Annotated in this window: 17 protein-coding genes; 13 read left to right on the plus strand and 4 right to left on the minus strand. The window is 63.9% G+C overall.

Going from position 1 to position 19315, the window contains the following annotated elements; all coding sequences use genetic code 11:
* Window positions 1-7: 7 nt before the first annotated feature.
* Window positions 8-547 carry an HdeD family acid-resistance protein gene (locus tag RFN30_RS30200; protein ID WP_320265655.1) on the minus strand — a complete coding sequence of 180 codons (540 nt, stop codon included), beginning with the start codon at window positions 545-547 and terminating at the stop codon, window positions 8-10.
* Between the two features lie 138 nt (window positions 548-685).
* Between RFN30_RS30200 and RFN30_RS30205 the strand changes: the two genes are divergently transcribed.
* Window positions 686-2236 (plus strand): acid phosphatase, encoded by a 1551-nt coding sequence (locus RFN30_RS30205; RefSeq protein WP_320265656.1) that lies wholly within the window; start codon window positions 686-688, stop codon window positions 2234-2236.
* Window positions 2237-2244: 8 nt separating this feature from the next.
* On the plus strand, window positions 2245-2472 hold the full coding sequence (locus RFN30_RS30210; RefSeq protein ID WP_320265657.1) for a hypothetical protein: 228 nt from the start codon (window positions 2245-2247) through the stop codon (window positions 2470-2472).
* Window positions 2473-2568: 96 nt separating this feature from the next.
* On the opposite strand, the gene RFN30_RS30215 is transcribed toward RFN30_RS30210, so the two are convergent.
* Window positions 2569-4050: a CYTH and CHAD domain-containing protein gene (locus tag RFN30_RS30215; protein WP_320265658.1), complete on the minus strand. Its 1482-nt coding sequence runs from the start codon at window positions 4048-4050 to the stop codon at window positions 2569-2571.
* 161 nt (window positions 4051-4211) lie between these two features.
* On the opposite strand from RFN30_RS30215, the gene RFN30_RS30220 reads away from it, so the two are divergent.
* Together RFN30_RS30220 and RFN30_RS30225 are read left to right on the plus strand one after the other, a co-directional pair.
* Entirely contained in the window at window positions 4212-4391 is a 180-nt protein-coding gene (locus RFN30_RS30220; protein WP_320265659.1) for a hypothetical protein, read from the plus strand.
* Between the two features lie 206 nt (window positions 4392-4597).
* Window positions 4598-4831 (plus strand): hypothetical protein, encoded by a 234-nt coding sequence (locus RFN30_RS30225; protein ID WP_320265660.1) that lies wholly within the window; start codon window positions 4598-4600, stop codon window positions 4829-4831.
* Window positions 4832-5023: 192 nt separating this feature from the next.
* On the opposite strand, the gene RFN30_RS30230 is transcribed toward RFN30_RS30225, so the two are convergent.
* Window positions 5024-5485 (minus strand): phasin, encoded by a 462-nt coding sequence (locus tag RFN30_RS30230; RefSeq protein ID WP_320265661.1) that lies wholly within the window; start codon window positions 5483-5485, stop codon window positions 5024-5026.
* A gap of 305 nt (window positions 5486-5790) precedes the next feature.
* Between RFN30_RS30230 and RFN30_RS30235 the strand changes: the two genes are divergently transcribed.
* The 3 genes from RFN30_RS30235 (at window position 5791) to RFN30_RS30245 (ending at window position 10707) form a co-directional block, all read left to right on the plus strand.
* Window positions 5791-6588, plus strand: coding sequence for a MipA/OmpV family protein (locus RFN30_RS30235; RefSeq protein WP_320265662.1), 798 nt, complete (start codon window positions 5791-5793; stop codon window positions 6586-6588).
* Window positions 6589-6838: 250 nt separating this feature from the next.
* Complete coding sequence (gene ileS / locus RFN30_RS30240) at window positions 6839-9823, plus strand: isoleucine--tRNA ligase (protein ID WP_320265663.1); 2985 nt, start codon at window positions 6839-6841, stop codon at window positions 9821-9823.
* Between the two features lie 206 nt (window positions 9824-10029).
* Complete coding sequence (locus tag RFN30_RS30245) at window positions 10030-10707, plus strand: hypothetical protein (RefSeq protein WP_320265664.1); 678 nt, start codon at window positions 10030-10032, stop codon at window positions 10705-10707.
* Window positions 10708-10726: 19 nt separating this feature from the next.
* Here the strand turns inward: RFN30_RS30245 and RFN30_RS30250 are convergent, their stop codons facing one another.
* Complete coding sequence (locus RFN30_RS30250) at window positions 10727-11179, minus strand: nucleoside deaminase (protein WP_320265665.1); 453 nt, start codon at window positions 11177-11179, stop codon at window positions 10727-10729.
* Window positions 11180-11255: 76 nt separating this feature from the next.
* Between RFN30_RS30250 and RFN30_RS30255 the strand changes: the two genes are divergently transcribed.
* The 6 genes from RFN30_RS30255 to RFN30_RS30280 all read left to right on the plus strand — a co-directional run.
* Window positions 11256-13289, plus strand: coding sequence for a pseudouridine synthase (locus RFN30_RS30255; RefSeq protein WP_320265666.1), 2034 nt, complete (start codon window positions 11256-11258; stop codon window positions 13287-13289).
* Window positions 13270-13824: a 16S rRNA (guanine(966)-N(2))-methyltransferase RsmD gene (gene rsmD / locus RFN30_RS30260; RefSeq protein WP_320265667.1), complete on the plus strand. Its 555-nt coding sequence runs from the start codon at window positions 13270-13272 to the stop codon at window positions 13822-13824. Before RFN30_RS30255 ends, rsmD begins: the two co-directional genes overlap by 20 nt.
* Before the next feature lie 288 nt (window positions 13825-14112).
* Window positions 14113-15471: a M16 family metallopeptidase gene (locus RFN30_RS30265; RefSeq protein WP_320265668.1), complete on the plus strand. Its 1359-nt coding sequence runs from the start codon at window positions 14113-14115 to the stop codon at window positions 15469-15471.
* 293 nt (window positions 15472-15764) lie between these two features.
* Window positions 15765-17024 carry a M16 family metallopeptidase gene (locus RFN30_RS30270; RefSeq protein WP_430699096.1) on the plus strand — a complete coding sequence of 420 codons (1260 nt, stop codon included), beginning with the start codon at window positions 15765-15767 and terminating at the stop codon, window positions 17022-17024.
* Window positions 17021-17875 (plus strand): patatin-like phospholipase family protein, encoded by an 855-nt coding sequence (locus RFN30_RS30275; RefSeq protein ID WP_320265669.1) that lies wholly within the window; start codon window positions 17021-17023, stop codon window positions 17873-17875. Before RFN30_RS30270 ends, RFN30_RS30275 begins: the two co-directional genes overlap by 4 nt.
* 476 nt (window positions 17876-18351) lie before the next feature.
* A partial coding sequence (locus RFN30_RS30280; RefSeq protein ID WP_320265670.1) for a VCBS domain-containing protein occupies window positions 18352-19315 on the plus strand: 964 nt, incomplete at its 3' end.

Below are 19315 nucleotides of genomic sequence, written 5' to 3' on the forward strand. Positions count from 1 at the left end.
GAACCGGCTACCTCTTCAAAGCCAGCCCGATGGCAATAAAACTCCAGCCCTGGAAGATCAGGTCGATCGCCAGGAACATGCCGAGCACCCACAGGCTGTTGACCGGCCAGCCCATGGCGATGATCAGGCCAAGCAGGATAGTGATGATGGCGGCCGCGAGCAGCCATCCCCAGCCTTGCTCTGGCCGGTGGTTGTAAGCGACCCAGGCCCTCAGCGCTCCGGAAGCGACGAGGGCGACGGCCAGCAGCAGCGTCAGCACCGCCGAGGCGAGCAGAGGATTGTCAAAGGCGAAGAAGCCGGCGACAGCGTAAAGAAGGCCGCTCGCCAGCCAGTAGAAGAAGCGCCCCCAGGTCTTGACCCCGAAAGCGTGGATGATCTCGATGGCTCCGGCCATAAGCATCAGCCAGCCGACGACATAGACGGAAGCGACGGTGGCGATGAACAGATTGCCGAAGGCGATGCCGCCGAAAATCAGGAGCAGCACGCCGAGCGCCACGAACCATCCCCATTTGTCGCGCGTCCGTCCGATTGCATCTTGCAAGGTCATGGTCGCATCTCCCTCCGGATTTGGCCGCGCATCTTGCGGTTGAAGGAACGGTAATCCCAATGGCACTGCCCGTCCAGCGCGGTGGCTATTGCCAAGGTGCGCCGAAGCTGGTGTCATCTCATTTTGCACCAGGGAGGTATGACGATGAAGCGATCCTCTGGACTCGCCCTGTTCTCCTCGACTCTCGCTCTGTGCACTTCGGCTTCCGCTTTCGCGGCTCAGCCCGGCGATCCGCCGGACGGCATCGCGAAGATTGAAACGGTGGTCGTCATCTTCGCGGAGAACCGTGCCTTCGACAATCTCTATGGCCATTTTCCCGGTGCCGAGGGCATCGACAAGGCGAGCAAGGAAAGCCTTGAGCAGCGTGACCGGGATGGATCGGTGCTGTCCGAGCTGCCGCCGGTCTGGGACGGGTTGACCGCCAAGGGCGTCACGCCGCCGGTGACGCAGGCGATGACCGAGCACCTTCCGAACGAGCCATTCACCGTCAACGACGAGAAAGGCTTCAACGTTCCGCTGAGCGTCGTCACGCACGATCTCTGGCACCGCTACTACCAGAACCAGATGCAGATCAACGGCGGCAAGAACGACATGTTCGTTGCCTGGGCCGATTCAGGCGCCATGCCGATGAGCAACTGGGACGCCTCCAAGACCGATATGTGGGCGGTCGCGCAGAAATACGTGCTGGCCGACCATTTCTTCATGGGCGGCTTCGGCGGCTCTTTCTTCAATCACCAGTGGCTGATCTGCGCCTGCGCGCCTTACTACGCTGATGCCGACAAGAATCCGGCCAAGCCGTCGATTTCGGTGACGGACGACAGCGGCACAGCGTTGAAGATCGCCGACAACTCGCCGAAATCGGCGCGCGACGGCATCCCGAAATTCGTCTCCGACGGCAATCTGACGCCGGATTTCTACGCTGTGAATACGATGCAGCCGCCTTACCAGCCGAGCGGCAACGATCCGGCGCCCGGCGGCGATCCACGTCTGGCGGATCCGGCCAAGCCTACGACATTGCCGCCGCAGACCGAGCCGACCATCGGCGACATGCTCAGTCTCAAGCGCGTCAGCTGGGCGTGGTATTCGGGCGCCTGGCAATACACGCTCGACCACGGCAACCACACGCCGACCCCGAATTTCCAGTATCATCACCAGCCGTTCAACTACTACGCCAACTATGCGCCGGGCAGCGAGGCCAGGCGTGAGCATCTGCGCGACGCCGGCTTGAGCGGCGTGAGCTTCATCCAGGCCATCGACGACGGCGCCCTGCCGCAGGTTTCCTTCTACAAGCCGCAGGGCAATCTCAACGAGCATTCCGGCTATGCCGACATCCAGGCCGGCGACCGCCATATCGCGGACGTCGTCGCCCATCTGGAGAAAAGTCCGCAATGGCCGCATATGCTGGTCATCGTTACCTATGACGAGAACGGCGGCATCTGGGATCATGTCGCTCCGCCCAAGGGCGACCGCTGGGGACCGGGCACGCGCATCCCTGCGATCATCGTTTCGCCCTTCGCCAAGCACGGCTATGTCGATCACACGCCCTATGACACGACGTCGATCCTGCGCTTCATCACCGAGCGCTTCGAACTGCCGGTCCTGCATGGCATCGTGGTGCGCGACAAGGCCGTCGCCGCGCATGGCGAGCCGCCGCTCGGCGATCTTACCGGCGGGCTCGACCTGAATTGAGGGCGCGTATGCGGAAGACGAAGATGGACGTCGACAGGATCGTCGCCCTGGTCACCGCTGCCGGCATAGAGCTCACCGATCGCCGCCGTAGCGCCAAGGGCGACGGTTGGTCGCTTAGCTTCTCCAACGGCGCCGCGGTAGAGGTGGGCGACGACGGATCGGCCCGCGTTGCGGGCAAGGGCGCCAAGGCTGTGGCGAAGCTCCTGGACCTGCCGACAGCGCCGCGCGGAAGCTGATCCGCGCGAGCGATCCGCCTGCGAGACGACCGCTCTTGACCCGGAACTGACGTCCGTCTTCCGATGCCGGGCCTTCGTCGCCCCTCCGCATGCCGCTCAACGCCAGAAGCGCCTGGTATTGACAAAGGCGTCGTGTGCTTCCGCGGCGTCCTTGAGAAGCTTGGACTTGTCCTCGGCGCTGAAAAGATCCTTCGCACCCGCCACGTCCGATAGCTCCAGCGCTGCCAACATATCGGGCGCGGTGGCGATATCGTTGAGGCTGCCAAGATGATCCTGCAGGCCCTTCATCGCCTCGATGAACCGTCGATGGCGTTTGGCTTCTGCCTTGCCGTTGTAAAGCGGCTCGAAGAACTCCGCCGCATAGCGCAGTTTCTTTGCGGCGATCCGCACTTTATGGCGGGTCTCGTCATCGGCATCGATGAGATCGTTGCCGCCCTTCGCGACCTTTTTCCAAAATTTGTCGAATACACCCGAGGCCAAATTCCTCGACGACTGCTCGTGCAACTCTTCGTCCGATTGGGTTCGCCAGTCCCCGATGGAAATCCACTCGGTGGCATCGATCATCAAGGAGCGAGCGCGCACCGAGGAGAGCGATGCTTCGACCGCCGCGTAGGCGTCGTCGCGCGCGTCTTGAAGACGGCTTGAAAGGGCCTCGCTCGAAGCGCGACCGATCATCACGTCGATGTTGCGTGCCTCGCCAAGCTCCGAGGCGAGCCATTTCAATTCTTCTCGCAAGTGGTCGAAACGGCTGTCGTCGAACAATGACTTGCAGATCGAGCATAGTGAGCGCAGCCGTCGCAGCGACACGCGAGCCTGGTGCAGGGCGTCGGCATCGCGAGACCAGCCGAGCGCCGTTTCATTGAGCCGAAACTGTTTGAGACAGGCCGCAGCGATGCGCGCGAAAGCTGTTGCCGCGCTCATCTCGGAAGTGAGCGTGGTCGCGGCGGATTTCACAGCACCGGGCGCCGAACCAAGCAGACGATAGCCCCGTTCCGCTTTGCTCAGCACGCCGAGATGCGCCGGCGTGATCAGGTCGACTTTGCGGGCGAGCGCAAACAGCGCTCTCGGTGAACCCGCCTTCTTTTCCAACTCGATCTCGCAGAGCGGAGCTTCGCGATCAGCGGCAACGACCTTGCCAAGATCCAAAGCGACCTCGATCGTGGCGTCGTCATCCGACACATTCCAACGATGCCGTTTGACATGAACTTCAAATAAGGGCGCGAGCTTTGGGGCCTCTCCTGCGAGCACGTCACGAATCTGCGGATCATCAAGGACCGGTGCATCGCCGGCGACCGGGCTCTCCCATTCCTCGCGGGTGAAAGATCCGGCCGCGGCGTCATCGCCGGCTTTGACGGTTTGTATCCTTTCATTTCCCGATTGCCGAATGCGAAGCGACAGGCCGCGCTTGGACAGATCCCATCCGGCGGTATCGAAATAGATGGATCTCTGCTGAAGAATGGTGGGCGATGACCCGAACGGATTTTTCTTGAGGAGCGACCGCGCACCCGATTGCGAAAGCTCGAGCTTCAGTTCCGTTTCCTGCATGATGTCCTCGGCGCCGCTTCGCTTTACGGTCATCGAAGGGAGCCCACCTGTATGGTGCGTCATAAAGCTGTCACAAACAACCGCCCGCCTTGACCAACTGTGGCCGGACCTCAAGCCGGCACACGACAATGCGCGAGCGGAACCACACTTCTCAGTTCTCGTTCATCCGATGATGCAAGAGAAGGACACATGTCATGGCTACCAAAGAAAAAAAGAAGAAGGCGAGCCGCGTTGTGAAGGGGCAAGAGCTGGAGGTAGAGCATCTGACGGAAATTGCCGACGTCACGCCGAAACAGGCGCGCGCCTTGTTGCGGAAGCATGGTGCCGACTGGACCAAGCTCAAAGACGAAGCTGAAGATTTGAAGAAGGAGTGAACTGTCGGCACGGCTTCGCCATGTTCCGAGCGGCACCGGCCGGCGGGCTGGTTGACGCCATGGCGGCAAAGCGCTTTCGCCCTTATGAGACAGCTAACCCAGCCCCGGAACGCGCTGCCTCGTCTCCGATTGTAACGTGAATTCAGTTTCAGCTAACAGAGGCGCTCTGCTAAACTTGCCAGCGGGGCCAGGGACGGAGCTTCCCAATGGATGCAACCGAATTGCAGACGATCAGCGACACTCTGATGCGGATTGTGACGCCAGATATGACGCCGAAAAAACTACTGAAGGCGGCAAGGAAGGAACACCCGGACGCGTCAAAGAAAGACATCGCCCGTGCGGCTTTCTTTTCGATTATCGCCAATGCCGAACAGGACCACGGAAAGGTCAAAAACCTACAGGCATTCGCCATCGCAGGCCGAGTGAGCGGTGACGCCTAGTGAGATGAGCCTTGCGTCTAAGGATTGCCGAGCACTCTGCAACTTATTGCGGACGGGCTGAGAAACCTCGAAACCAGCGATATCACTCCGATGCAGTCGGGCGGACAAAAGCCGCCGACCAAAATAGAAGTAGGCCGGCGCGACGCGCCCAGGGAGCAGGCACGACCCTTCGGCCTGGGATGCCTTAGGCAATCAGGCAGCCTTGCGTTCCTTCAAAGCCTTCTCAAAGACATCCTTGATCGGCTTGGACATGTCCTCGCTAGCTCTCATCATCGCAGCCTGGAGGCTTCTGGCCTGCTCGGCGGATTTTTCGATCTGCTTGCGAAGGAAAGCGGTCTGAAGTTCGATGCACTCGGACAGCGACTTCGCGGCAACCAGTGCCTCAAGGTGCGTGAAGCCCGCTTCGGCATTGTCTCTCAGAGCCGCAATCATCTTCAGGGACACCTCGTTGCCGGTGGTCTTGGCCATTTCAAAGGTCGACTGAAGAGCCTTTTGTGTCGTTTCGGCGTCCGAACTCAATTTGGAAAATGCCTGCTTCGACTGCTCAACGCCCTGGTCGACAACAGCGCGAACTTGCTCCGTAGCCTTGGACGGGTCGAAGATAGGGGATTCGACGTTTTCAATCGTTTCGGTCTTGTCCGGGATCTTGGCCATTTTTCCATCCTTTTTTGCAGGGGCGGTCACAAAACAAAGCCGCCACCTCAATTTACGAAATCGTCGCAACGGATTTATGTAACCGACATGAATTTGCGCGCGACACCGAGGTCCCAGGCGGGGCTGAAACGTCCGTCCGCGGTTTCGAGTTTTGCGATGATGGCGAGAGATTGAATTAGCTGGGACTCAAACAGTCCAACCGCCGTCACCGATGTTACGGATATTAAGTCAAATTTTACCGCACTGGCGCCATGCCTTCTGCGCTGCCGGTGTTCCTACCGGCCTGTTTCGCGTAAGGGGTGTGGATGCGTATTATCGGGACGATTCCGCTGGTTCTCGCCTCTGGCCTGATGGCCGTCTCCGCGGCCCAGGCGGGCGAGGGGAGCTGGATTTCGGGCGACTGGTACCTGACGCTCGGCGCAACCGGTCTGGTCGCGCCGAATTTCGAGGGCGGCAAGAAGTACATGCTGAGCGCCCAGCCCATCATTTCGCTCGGCAAGGCCGGTCCCGAGGCGCGCTTCACCTCGCGCAACGACAACATCTCGCTGGCGCTGATCGACGACGGCAGCGTGCGCGCCGGCCTCACGGGCAAGTTCCTGTTCGCGCGCGACAGCAAGGACGAGCTCAAGGGCCTCGACCCCGTGCGCTGGGGCGGCGAGGCGGGCGGCTTCTTCGAATTCTATCCCTTCGAATGGATGCGCGCTCGCGCCGAGCTCAGGCACGGCATCCGCGCCCATGACGGCTTCGTCGCCGACATCGCGGCGGATGCCTTCTACGACGTCACCCCCACGGTCCGCATCTCCGGCGGCCCGCGCGTGTCCTTCGCTTCGTCGGGTTATTTCGACGCCTATTACGGCGTCAGCGCCAAGGAGGCGGCGGCTTCGGGCTTGAGCGAATACCATCCGGGCGGCGGGCTGAAGTCGACGGGCCTCGGCGGCGCGATCACCTGGAAAGTGAGCGAGCCGATGACGGCCAGCGTCTTCACCGAATATTCGCGTCTGATGGGGCCGGCAGCCGATTCCAGCCTGGTCAAGGAGCGCGGCGACCGCAACCAGTGGACGGTCGGTGTCTCGACCACCTATCGCTTCAATTTCTCGATGTAGGGCAAGAAACCAGCGCTCTGCCTTGAAATCCGCGCTTTATTCCTGCCGCGCCATCCGCTAAAAGCCCACCCATGACGAGCTTTTCGCGCCTTTTCGCGATCGCGATACGAATTACGGGCCCGGTGTTCCGGGCGGCCTGAGCGCCGCCGGAGCCGCCGGGAGTTTTCGCGCGCGCCCCTCGCGCTTTTTCCAGAACATGATACTTCAGCGCCCGAGCCTTCCGCCGCCGGGCAATTGAGATGACAGATCGATGACCGATACCTCCACGACCGATACGTCCGAGACGATCGACTATTCCAAAACGCTCTATCTGCCGCAGACCAATTTCCCGATGCGCGCGGGCCTGCCCGAGAAGGAACCCGGCCTGGTCAAGCGCTGGCAGGACATGGACCTTTATCGCAAGCTGCGCGAGGAAGCCGCCGGACGCGAGAAATTCGTGCTGCACGACGGCCCGCCCTACGCCAACGGCAACATCCATATCGGTCATGCGCTGAACAAGATCCTCAAGGACGTCATCAACCGCTCCTTCCAGATGCGCGGCTACGACGCCAATTACGTGCCGGGCTGGGACTGCCACGGCCTGCCGATCGAATGGAAGATCGAGGAGCAGTACCGTGCCAAGGGCAAGAACAAGGACGAGGTGCCGGTCAACGAGTTCCGCAGGGAATGCCGCGACTTCGCCGCTCATTGGATCAAGGTGCAGGGCGACGAGTTCCAGCGCCTCGGCGTCATCGGCGACTTCCACAATCCCTACACGACCATGGCCTACCACGCCGAGGCGCGCATCGCCGGCGAGCTGCTGAAGTTCGCGATGTCGGGCCAGCTCTATCGCGGTTCCAAGCCTGTGATGTGGAGCGTGGTCGAGCGCACCGCGCTCGCCGAGGCCGAGGTCGAGTACCAGGACTATGAGAGCGACACGATCTGGGTGAAGTTCCCGGTCGCAAGCCTCGCGCGCCCGGTTTCCGAGGGTGCGGAGCCGGCAACGTTGAACGAGGCCGCGCTCGACCTCCTGGAAGCTCATGTCGTCATCTGGACGACCACGCCGTGGACGATCCCTGGCAACCGCGCCGTCAGCTATTCGCCGCGCGTCGCCTACGGCCTCTACGAGGTGACCGCGGCCGAAAACAGCTTCGGCCCGCAACCCGGGGAGAAGCTGATCTTCGCCGACGCGCTGGCGGAGGACGCCGCCTCCAAGGCCAAGGTGACGTTGGCGCGTCTTCACAGCGTTTCGGCCGAACAGCTTGCAAGCCTTACGCTTTCACATCCGTTCAGGGGGCTAGGCGGCGGCTACGAATTCCCCGTGCCGATGATCGCCGGCGAGCATGTCACCGACGATGCCGGCACCGGCTTCGTGCACACCGCGCCCAGCCACGGCCGCGAGGACTTCGACGCCTGGATGGACGCGGTGGCCGAGTTGCTCAAGCGCGGCGTTGACACCTCGATCCCGTTCCCGGTCGACGATGCCGGCTTCTTCACCAGGGACGCGCCGGGCTTCGGCCCGGACCGCGAGGACGGGCCGGCGCGCGTCATCGACGACAACGGCAAGAAGGGTAATGCCAACCAGGCGGTCATCGAGAAGTTGATCGAGCGCAACGCGCTCTTCGCGCGCGGGCGGCTGAAGCACAGCTATCCGCATTCGTGGCGCTCGAAGAAGCCCGTCATCTTCCGCAACACGCCGCAATGGTTCGTCTATATGGACAAGGACCTCGGCGACGGCACGACGCTGCGCAGCCGCGCGCTGCAGGCGATCGACGACACCCGCTTCGTGCCGGCGGCCGGCCAGAACCGCATCCGCGCCATGATCGAGGAGCGCCCCGACTGGGTGCTGTCGCGCCAGCGCGCCTGGGGCGTGCCGATCGCCGTCTTCGTCGACGAGGACGGCAATGTGCTGAAGGACGAGGCGGTCAACCAGCGCATCATGGATGCCTTCGAGAAGGAGGGCGCCGATGCTTGGTTCGCCGAGGGTGCCAAGGAGCGCTTCCTCGGCAATCACGACGCCTCGAAATGGCGTCAGGTGACGGACATCCTCGACGTCTGGTTCGATTCCGGCTCGACGCATGTCTTCACGCTGGAGGATCGCCCCGACCTCAAATGGCCGGCCGACGTCTATCTCGAAGGCTCCGACCAGCATCGCGGCTGGTTCCATTCCTCGCTGCTCGAAAGCTGCGGTACCAGGGGCAGGGCGCCCTACAACACGGTCATCACCCATGGCTTCACCATGGACGAGGAAGGCCGCAAGATGTCGAAGTCGCTCGGCAACACGGTCGTGCCGCAGGACGTCATCAAGCAGTCCGGCGCCGATATCCTGCGGCTCTGGGTCGTGACGACCGACTATTGGGAAGACCAGCGGCTCGGCAAGAACGTGCTGCAGACCAATATCGACGCCTATCGCAAGCTGAGGAACACGATCCGCTGGATGCTGGGCACGCTTGCCCATGACGATGGCGAGGAGGTTCCGCCGGAGGCGATGCCGGAGCTGGAGCGGCTGATGCTGCACCGCTTATCCGAACTCGACGAGGTGGTGCGCCAGGGCTACGACGCCTTCGAGTTCAAGCGCATCACCCGCGCGCTGCTCGACTTCATGGTGGTGGAGCTCTCGGCTTTCTACTTCGACATCCGCAAGGACGCGCTCTACTGCGACGGGCCTTCCAGCCTGCGCCGCAAGGCGGCGGTGCAGGTCGTGCGCCACCTCTTCGAATGCCTGGTGAAGTGGCTGGCGCCGATGCTGCCCTTCACCATGGAAGAGGCCTGGCTCGACCGTCATCCGGAGGCCGTGTCGGTGCATCTCGACCAGTTCCCGGCCATCCCGGAAAACTGGAGGAACGAGGCGCTGGCCGAGAAATGGCGCAAGGTCCGGCAGGTGCGAAGCGTCATAACCGGGGCCTTGGAACTGGAGCGGGCCCGCAAGACGATCGGTTCCTCCCTGGAAGCTGTGCCTGTCGTGTACATGACTGACGCGGTGCTGGAGGAAGCCCTGTCGGGAACCGATCTGGCGGAAATGAGCATTACCAGCGACCTGATAATCTCGCATGACGACGTGCCGGTCGATGCCTTCGCACTGCGCGAAGTTCCAGGTGTGGCCGTGGTCGTGGAGAAGGCCGAGGACCGCGGTCTGGTCAAATGCGCGCGTTCATGGCGCTACACGGCCGATGTCGGGCAGGACCCGCAGTTCCCGGATGTCTCGGCCCGCGATGCGGCGGTGCTGCGTGAGCTGAAGGCGCTCGGGCGTTTGTAGGCACCTGTTTATAAGCCGGTGCAGAAATGCCACGCTGGGCGGCGCAAATCCGCCCGCGCGTTGCCCTTAATAAGTGGTTGAGGTAAACACGCGACACTCCGGCAGACAAATTGTCGCCGGATTTCCATCGCAAATGCGAGGAAGAAGGGGACCGCGCCCCTGTGGCCGGTGGCGACCGAAAGGCTGTTAGAGTGGGACTTTTTGGCATGACCGAAAGAACGTTTGCGCGCGCCGCGCTGCTGGCGCCGCTTGTGGCATCGGCCATCGCCATGTCGGGCTGCGTCGGCTCCCCGACCTACGGAACCGACAAGACCGCCGCCGAACAGCTGGCCGATGACGTTTCCGGCGCCATCGCGATCACGCCGAAGCACCGCGATCCGATCGACTACAAGCCGCGCCCCGATCTGGTGAAGCCGGCTCCCGGGCAGAAGGAAAACCTGCCACCGCCCCAGGAAAGCATCCAGACGGCGAGCGCCGACTGGCCCGAATCGCCCGAGGCGCGCCGCGCCCGCATCCGCGCCGACGCGACCGCCCACCAGAACGATCCGAACTACCAGCCAGAAGCCGTCGAGGACGTGCAGACCGATCCGGTGGCGGTGAAGAAGGCTATGGCCGATTCGGCTTCCAGCCATCCGCCGCGCTGGTCGCCGGACGATTCCAGCGCGACCCGCACCGCCGAGATCCAGCGCCGCCTTGCCGAGCAGAAGCAGGGCAATCCCAACGTCCGCAAATATCTGAGCGAGCCGCCGCTCGCCTATCGTCAGGCCGCCGACACCGCGCCGCAGAACGAGCTCGGCGAGGACGAGTACAAGAAGGAGCGCCGCCTCAAGGCGCAGGCGGAAGGCAAGAAGAGCGGCGGCTGGTTCGACTGGCTGGGCCTGTAAGCGCCGCCCGACGAAGCCTTTATATTTCCCGCCTCTCGCGGAAAAAATCCTTGAGGATGAGGGCGGCTTCGCTTTCGCCTAGTCCCGGATAGACGTCCGGCGTGTGGTGGCAGGTGGGCGAGGCGAAGAAGCGCACGCCGTTGACCACCGCGCCGCCTTTCTCGTCGGCGGCGCCGAAATAAAGCCGCCGGAGTCTCGCAAAGGAAATGGCGCCGGCGCACATGGCGCAGGGCTCCAGCGTCACATAGAGGTCGTGGCCGGTAAGCCGCTCGCTGGCAAGTTTTTGACAGGCCTCGCGGATCGCCAGCATCTCGGCATGCGCGGTCGGGTCGGCAAGCTCGCGCGTTCGGTTGCCGGCCTTGGCCACCACGCTGTTGCCGTTTGCGACTACCGCGCCGACAGGCACTTCGCCGCGGCTTGCGGCCGCCTCGGCCTCTTCTAGCGCCAGCGCCATGAAATCCGGCCGCTTCACGCGGTTTCCATTCCGATTACTCCTCGCCACCCGACGGTGATCCTGTTATCTAGCCGCCCAAACGAGCAAAGGCCACATGGACGACAACGACAAGAAATTTCCGCGCAAAGGCACGGGCAAAGGCGGATCGAAACCGGAGGGCCCGCGCGGCCGCGGCGGAGCCGCAGGCAAGAGTGGCAAGCCATCCTTCGGCGGCAAGACGCCGTTCGCCAAGCGCGAGCGGCCAGCCGCGGCAGAGGGCGGGCGCCCTGCTCGCGATTTCAAACGCAGCTACAAGCCGCGCGAAGCGGGCGAGGGCGCGGAACGCGGCGAAAGGCCGTTCCGCAAACGACCGCGCCCCGAGGGCAAGCCGTTCGAGAAGCGCGATGGCGCGCGAAAACCTTATACGCCACGTGGTGATCGGCAGGTGGCGGCCGAAGGCGAGCGCCGGGATTTCAAGCGCAGCTACAAGCCGCGTGAAGCGGGCGAGGGCGGTGGCGAAAGACCGTTCCTCAAAGGACCGCTGCGCGAGGGCAAGCCTTTCGACAAGCGCGAAGGCCGCAAGCCCTACACGCCGCGCGGCGACCGGCCGATGGCCGCCGAAGGCGAGGGCGAACGGCGCTTCGACCGGCCCAAGCGCGATTTCGCCGACCGCCCAAAGCGCGAAGATGGAGGCAAATTCGCGGAGCGTCCGAAGCGCGACTTCGCCGATCGTCCGATGCGTGACCGTGCCGCGAGAAAGCCGGAAGGCGGCTTCAAGCCGCGCCCGCGCCCCTCGGAAGCAGCGTCGGAGGCCGGCGAGCGCATCGCCAAGCGGCTGGCGCGCGCCGGCATCGCCTCGCGGCGCGACGCCGAGGAACTGATCGCTGCCGGCCGCGTCAAGGTCAACGGCAAGGTGCTGTCGTCACCGGCCTTCAACGTCATGCCCGACGATGTCATCCACCTCGACGGCACCGAGATCCCGCCGATTGAGCGCACGCGGCTGTTCCTGTTCCACAAGCCGGCGGGCGTGGTCACCACCACCCGCGATCCGGAAGGCCGCAAGACCGTCTTCGACGTGCTGCCGGGCGACCTGCCGCGGCTGATGACCGTGGGGCGCCTCGACATCAACACGGAAGGGCTGCTGCTGCTCACCAATGACGGCGGGCTGTCGCGGGTGCTCGAACTGCCGGCCACCGGCTGGCTGCGGCGCTATCGCGTGCGCGTCCACGGCAAGGTCGAGGAGAGCGCGTTGGCCGCCTTGCGCGACGGCATTGCCGTCGACGGCGTCTTCTACGGTTCGGTCGAGGCCTCGCTCGATCGAGAGCAGGGCAGCAATGCCTGGCTGACGATCGGCCTGCGCGAAGGCAAGAACCGCGAGGTGAAGAACATTCTCGGCGCACTTGGCCTCGACGTGACGCGGCTGATCCGCATCTCCTATGGGCCGTTCCAGCTCAACGAACTGCCGGAGGGCCATGTGCTGGAGATCAAGGGCCGCACGCTGCGCGAGCAGCTTGGTGAGCGGCTGGTCGAGGAGTCCGGCGCCAATTTCGAGGCGGAGATCCAGAAACCCTTCTCCAACAAGCCGGTGCGTCGCAGCGAGCCGCGCCATGAGGAGGGCGATCGGCCAAAATTCACCCGCGACGGCGACCGCCGGCCGATCGGCGAAGGCGGGCTGATCAAGGCCCGCAAGCGTCGCGAAGGCAGCCGCGACGAGGCGCTGAGCAAGCTTTCGACGAAGCCGGAAAGGGCCTTCGGCGACCGCGGCCCCCAGTCTGGCTTCGACAAAAAGTCTGGCCCCGACAAAAAGTCTGGCTTCGACAAATCCGAGCGCGACTTCGGCAAATCCGACCGCGGAGGCTTCGGCGGCAAGGCTGGCGGCAACAAGCGCGAGCCGCGCCCGATCGAACCGCCCGGCCAGCGCAAGGCCAATGTCTGGATGGCGCCGGGCGCGCGACCGATCGGCAAGGGCAGGGCGGAGGCCGACGCCGCCAAGGCCGCGGAGGCGAAGGCGCGCAAGGCATCGTTCAAGCCCGGCAGCAAGGGCAAGCCGTTCGGCAAACCAAGAGGCGATCGACCCGAGGGAAGCGGCGGCGACAGGCCGCGCGGTCCGAAGGGTCCGAGGGGCGGCAATGCGGATCGTCGGCGGTGAGTTTCGCGGGCGTCCGCTGGCGACGCCCCGTTCCAACGCCATCCGCCCGACCACCGATCGCACGCGCGAGGCGGTGTTCAACGTGCTGGCGCATCGTTACGCCGAAAAGCTCCAAGGCGGCCGCGTGCTCGATCTCTTCGCCGGCACCGGCGCGCTCGGGCTGGAAGCGCTGTCGCGCGGCGCCTCCTACGGCGTCTTCATCGAGGAATCGGCGGAAGGGCGCGGGCTAATCCGCGACAATGTCGAGGCCTTCGGGCTCACCGGCCGGACAAAAATCTTCCGCCGCGACGCCACCCATTTGGGCGAAGCCGGCACGCTCTCGCCCTTCGGTCTGGTCTTCGCCGACCCGCCCTACGGCAAGGGCCTCGGTGAGCGCGCGCTGCGCTCGGCCAAGGCAGGCGGCTGGCTTTTGCCCGGCGCCCTCTGCGTCGTCGAGGAGGCGGCCTCGGCGCCGTTCGAGCCGGGCGCAGGTTTTTCCGTGGTGGACGAGCGTGGCTACGGCGATACGGTGATCAGGTTCATCGAGGTGAGGTGAGGGCCAGGCTCTCCCTTCTCCCCTTGTGGGAGAAGGTGTCCGAGCGAAGCTCGGACGGATGAGGGGTGTTGGACGGATCTCGACATTAGGGGCTAAGCGACTGGATTCACTGGATCTTTTGCACGTCTCATTCCTTCCGGCACCCCTCATCCGTCTCGGCGCTGCGCGCCGATCCACCTTCTCCTACAAGGGGAGAAGGTTAGGCCCCGCCTCGAAAATGACGAACAATTCACTTTGCCTCGCCAGCGAAGCTTTTCTATCGTCGCGCGACCGAGACCGGAGCATTTGATGACATTCACCACCAGAGGGCTGCGCGCAGCACTTCTTGCCGGCACGCTGGCACTCGCGGTACAGGCGCCTGCACGCGCCGCTGACGCGGAGGTCAAGGACTTCCTGCTCGACAACGGCATGGAAGTGGTGGTCATTCCGGACCATCGCGCCCCGATCGTCACGCATATGGTCTGGTACAAGATCGGCAGCGCCGACGAGCCGCCCGGCAAGTCCGGCATCGCGCATTTCTTCGAGCATCTGATGTTCAAGGCGACCGCCAACCACGACGCCGGCGAGTTCGACCGGGCCGTGGCCGACATCGGCGGCTCGAACAACGCCTTCACCTCCTATGACTACACCGCCTTCCATGAGACGGTGCCTCCTTCGGCGCTCGAGCAGATGATGGGGTTCGAGGCCGACCGCATGCGCAACCTCGTCCTCACCGACGACGTCATCAAGACCGAGCGCGACGTGATCCTCGAAGAGCGCCGCTCGCGTATCGACGGCAATCCGCAGGCGGTGCTCGACGAAGAGGTCGACGCGACACTCTGGCAGAACCAGCCCTACCGCATTCCGGTGATCGGCTGGATGCAGGAGATGGAGCAGCTGAACCGCGAGGACGCCAAGGCTTTCTACGACACCTTCTACCGGCCGAACAATGCCGTGGTGATCGTCGCCGGCGATGTCGATCCGGACGCGGTGAAGGCGATGGCCGAAAGGACGTACGGAAAGGTGGCGCGCGGGCCCGATCTGCGGCCGCGTATCCGCCCGGTCGAGCCGGAGCAGAACACGCGGCGCACCGTCACGCTCACCGACGCGCGTGTCTCGGTGCCGAGCTTTTCCACGCAATGGGTGGTGCCGTCCTATCACACCGCCAAGCCCGGTGAGGCCGAGGCGCTCGATCTCCTGGCCGAGATCCTGGGCGGCGACAACCGCAGCCGGCTCTATCAGCAGCTGGTGGTGAAGCAGGGCATCGCCTCCGAGGCCGGCGCGTTCTTCCAGGGCACCATGCTCGACGCCACCAACTTCAGCGTCTATGGCTCGCCGCGCGGCGACGCCAGGCTTTCCGACGTCGAAGCCGCCGTCGACGCCGAGATCGCGCGCATCGTCAAGGACGGGGTGACGGACGACGAACTCGAGCGGGCCAAGACGCGCTACGTCCGCTCGATGATCTTTGCCCGCGACAAGCAGGACGACATGGCCAATATGTACGGCTCGACGCTCGCCACCGGCGGCAACGTGAAGGATGTTGAGGAATGGCCGGACCGCATCCGCAAGGTCACCGCCGCAGAGATCAAGGCGGCGGCCGCCCGCTACCTCGTGCTCGACCATTCGACGACCGGCTATCTTCTGCCGCAGCAACAGGCGGGGAACTGATGATGAGTGTGGTTTCCGGACGCCGGCAGTTCTTCCCTTCTCCCCTTGTGGGAGAAGGTGGATCGGCGCGCAGCGCCGAGACGGATGAGGGGTATTGGAAGAAACGCGACCTATCTCGTCGGGCGTCGAGAACTGGCGGTCTCCAAGGTCGCTCTCCGTCCAGCACCCCTCATCCGTCGCCTTCGGCGACACCTTCTCCCACAAGGGGAGAAGGGGGGCTCTACCGCGTCTTCGCCACTCTCTGCTTCGCTCTGTTCTTCCTGCTCTTGCCGGCGCTGGCCGCCCACGCGGAGATGAACATTCAGGAGGTGAAGTCGAAGAAGGGCATCACCGCCTGGCTGGTGGAAGACCATTCGATCCCGCTGGTTGCAGTCCGCTTCGTCTTTGACGGCGGCACCGCCCAGGATCCCGCCGGCAAGGAAGGCCTGGTCAATTTGATGACGGGCCTGTTCGACGAGGGCGCCGGCGACCTCGACAGCGAGGCCTTCCAACTGAAGCTCGACGATGCCGGCGCCGAGATGAGTTTTCAGGCGGCACGCGACGGCACCTATGGCTCGATGCGCATGCTGTCCGAAGAGAAGGATGAGGCTTTCGGCCTGCTGAAGCTGGCGGTGAACAGTCCGCGCTTCGATAACGCGCCGGTCGACCGCATCCGCGCCCAGGTGCTCTCCGGCATCCTCGCCAATGAACGGGATCCCGACACCATCGCCCAGCAGCGCTGGCTGCGCGCGATCTATGGCGAGCATCCCTATGCGCGGCCGGACCAGGGCACCAAGGAGAGCCTCGCTTCCATTACCGCCGACGACCTCAGGGCCTTTCACAAAGCGAATTTCGCGCGCGCGGGCCTGCATGTGGCGGTGGTAGGCGATATCGACGCCGCCACGCTGAGCGGCAAGCTGGATGAGGTGTTCGGCGAGCTGCCGGACAAGCAGACGCTGGCTCCGGTCACCGATATCAAGCCCAAGCTCGGCCAGCAGCTGGAAGTGAACTACGACCTGCCGCAGACCTCGCTGCAGCTTGCCTGGCCCGGCGTGAAACGGAGCGATCCCGATTTTTACGCCGCCGTGCTGATGAACGAGATTCTCGGGGGCTCGACATTCACGTCGCGGCTTTACGAGGAGGTGCGCGAGAAGCGCGGCCTTGCCTATGGCGTCAGCTCCGACCTCGTCGACCACGAGCATTCCAACGCGCTGCTGGTCACCACCGCGACGCGCTCAGACCGAGCCGCCGAGACGCTGTCGATCGTGCGCCAGGTGGTGAAGGAGATGGCGGAGAAGGGACCGACCGAGGAGGAGCTTGCGGCGGCCAAGAAATACATGATCGGCGCCTATGCCATCAACAACCTGGACTCCTCCAGCTCCATCGCCGCGGCGCTGGTCGAGCTGCAGCTCGACCATCTCGGCATCGACTATATCAAGCGCCGCGCCGCGCTGATCGACGCGGTGACGCTTGCAGACGTCAAGGCAGCGGCGAGGAAGCTCTTGTCGACGGATCCGGCGGTGATGGTGGTCGGTCCGCCGCTTGTCGAGATCGCGGGGAGCGGCAAGGGATGAGCACGACCTTCGCGGTTGCCTTCGGCGGCGGCGGCGCGCGCGGACTTGCGCATATCCACGCCATCGAGGCGCTGGACGAGCTCGGTATCAGGCCGGTGGCGATCGCCGGCTCCTCGATCGGCGCCATCATGGGCGCCGGTATGGCCGCCGGCATGCGAGGGACTGAGATCCACGACTACAGCCGCTCGATCCTCGGCAGCCGCGCCGAGGTGGCGGCGCGCATGTGGCGCTCGCGTCCAGGCACGATCGCCGAAGCCATGCAGGGCGGCATCCGCGTCGGCCAGTTCAATGTCGAGCGCATCCTGAAAGCCTTCCTGCCAGACGCCATTCCCGCCACCTTCAAGGAGCTGAAGATCCCGCTCAAGGTGACGGCGACCGACTATTTCGGCCACAAGCTTGCGGTGTTCTCGGAGGGCGATTTGCAATCGGCGCTGGCGGCCTCGGCCGCCATTCCGGCGGTGTTCCGACCGGTGACGCGCGACAGCCGCGTGCTGATCGACGGCGGCATCTACAACCCGGTGCCCTTCGATCTCGTCGAGAAGGATGCCGACATCGTCATTGCCATCGACGTGGTGGGGGCGCCGAGTGACGTCGAGCGCAAGCACCCGACCACGGTTGACCTGATGTATGGCGCCACGCAACTGATGATGCAGTCGATCATCGCCAACAAGCTCAGGCAGCATCCGCCGGATATCCTCATCCGCCCGGCCGTATCGAAATACCGCGTGCTCGACTTCCTGAAGATCGAGGCGCTGATGGCCGACACCGCCGAGATCAAGGACGAGCTGAAGCGCGCCGTCGAAAAAGCGGTTGCAGAGCATGGCGGCAAGCGCGGCAAGAGGGTGGTGTGAGCGATCAGTTCCGTCCGGTTCGCTCCACCCGTTGCCAATCTCCGCTGGCTTAGACTTCCATGTCTATCAATGCAGTTTATCCACAAATGCGTACAAGTACGCGTTTTGTCATTAACTCTTCATCGAATTGGCTGTTGACGCTCCCCTGGGTAAAGTTAATAATATCCTAATATAGGGGTAGCGCGAATTAATTCCCGACCGGCAACAACGAGTTACGGCGCTACTGGGGCAGGGGAAACGCCGCGCGGCTATCTATAGCCGTCGCAGCCATCACCATCGAGCCACCGCCTGTCTGTGAACCGCCGTAGTGGGCTGGCCGTTCACGGATCGGGCCGTCGGGTTGCGCGTGGTTGCATGGCATTCTGATCATTTCCTGTCCCCGAAGACTGGGCGCCGGCTTTTCGGCATGGGGTAGTCAGCCGTCTCGGACGGCCAATAGGCGGACGCTGGGCGCGTCTGGCCACAGGGGGGCAGGAATGGCCACTACGCAAATCTCCGGTGCCGGCGGCACGACGACATCATTTTCCAATACGCCGCAGGCACAGAATGATCTCCTGACACTTACCGCTTCAGGCGTTCCGCTGACGGAGGACCTGACAGGTGTGCTCAAGCTCGACGTGCTCGCCAACGACTTAGGTGGTGCGGCCAAGACACTTTGGTCTGTCGACAATGCATCTAGTGCGTCAGGAACCAGTACAAACGGCAACACCTACCCCGTCGATCTCCTTGCGAAAGACGCCATTTACACAACCGACGCAGCCGGGCTCGCTGGCACCGCCGACACCAGCCTCAAGGGCGCGAAGATCTGGATCGGAAGCGACGGTTACGTCCACTACGATACAAGCGGAGTCGCCGCTCAATTGCAGGCGCTCGGCGCGGGCGAATATTTTACCGACACGTTCACTTACGCGATCAAGCTCGGGAACGGAACGCTGAGCTGGGCGACCGCGACCGTTCGCATCGCAGGCACCAACGACGCGCCGGACATCCATTTGGTGACGAGCGACAGCTCGGCCGCCTCGCTCAACGAGACCAATGCGCCGCTGACGGCCAGCGGGACCTTGACGGTGACCGACGCCGACCTGTCGGACACGGTGGCGGCGACGGTGGATTCGGTGTCGCTCGGCGGCACCACGGGCGGGCTGACGAGCGCCAACGTGCTCGGCATGCTGACGGTTGCGCCGGGCTCGCTGGCGGCCGATCCGAGCGACACCCACAATCTGGGCTGGACGTTCAACTCGACGCCACAGGCCTTCGACTTCCTGGCCGCCGGCGAGACGTTGACGCTGACCTACACGATCAAGGCCAATGATGGCCACGGCGGCATCGACACGCAGGCGGTGACGATCACTATTCACGGCACCAACGACAACCCGACGGTGACGGCCGGGGCGCAGAGCGCGCAGCTTGTGGAGGCCGGCGTCGGCACGGCGGGCACGG

This window comes from Mesorhizobium dulcispinae, assembly GCF_033977345.1.
Taxonomy (GTDB): Bacteria; Pseudomonadota; Alphaproteobacteria; order Rhizobiales; family Rhizobiaceae; genus Mesorhizobium; species Mesorhizobium dulcispinae.

Excerpts from the sequence above, each read along its gene's own strand:
- RFN30_RS30225 (WP_320265660.1), top strand. The coding sequence starts at position 4,598 with ATGGATGCAACCGAATTGCAGACGATCAGCGACACTCTGATGCGGATT.
- RFN30_RS30235 (WP_320265662.1), top strand. The coding sequence starts at position 5,791 with ATGCGTATTATCGGGACGATTCCGCTGGTTCTCGCCTCTGGCCTGATG.
- RFN30_RS30205 (WP_320265656.1), top strand. The coding sequence starts at position 686 with ATGACGATGAAGCGATCCTCTGGACTCGCCCTGTTCTCCTCGACTCTC.
- RFN30_RS30210 (WP_320265657.1), top strand. The coding sequence starts at position 2,245 with ATGCGGAAGACGAAGATGGACGTCGACAGGATCGTCGCCCTGGTCACC.
- RFN30_RS30200 (WP_320265655.1), bottom strand. The coding sequence starts at position 547 with ATGACCTTGCAAGATGCAATCGGACGGACGCGCGACAAATGGGGATGG.
- RFN30_RS30245 (WP_320265664.1), top strand. The coding sequence starts at position 10,030 with ATGACCGAAAGAACGTTTGCGCGCGCCGCGCTGCTGGCGCCGCTTGTG.
- RFN30_RS30255 (WP_320265666.1), top strand. The coding sequence starts at position 11,256 with ATGGACGACAACGACAAGAAATTTCCGCGCAAAGGCACGGGCAAAGGC.
- RFN30_RS30275 (WP_320265669.1), top strand. The coding sequence starts at position 17,021 with ATGAGCACGACCTTCGCGGTTGCCTTCGGCGGCGGCGGCGCGCGCGGA.
- rsmD (WP_320265667.1), top strand. The coding sequence starts at position 13,270 with ATGCGGATCGTCGGCGGTGAGTTTCGCGGGCGTCCGCTGGCGACGCCC.
- RFN30_RS30265 (WP_320265668.1), top strand. The coding sequence starts at position 14,113 with ATGACATTCACCACCAGAGGGCTGCGCGCAGCACTTCTTGCCGGCACG.
- RFN30_RS30230 (WP_320265661.1), bottom strand. The coding sequence starts at position 5,485 with ATGGCCAAGATCCCGGACAAGACCGAAACGATTGAAAACGTCGAATCC.
- RFN30_RS30220 (WP_320265659.1), top strand. The coding sequence starts at position 4,212 with ATGGCTACCAAAGAAAAAAAGAAGAAGGCGAGCCGCGTTGTGAAGGGG.
- RFN30_RS30270 (WP_430699096.1), top strand. The coding sequence starts at position 15,765 with ATGAACATTCAGGAGGTGAAGTCGAAGAAGGGCATCACCGCCTGGCTG.
- RFN30_RS30215 (WP_320265658.1), bottom strand. The coding sequence starts at position 4,050 with ATGACCGTAAAGCGAAGCGGCGCCGAGGACATCATGCAGGAAACGGAA.
- ileS (WP_320265663.1), top strand. The coding sequence starts at position 6,839 with ATGACCGATACCTCCACGACCGATACGTCCGAGACGATCGACTATTCC.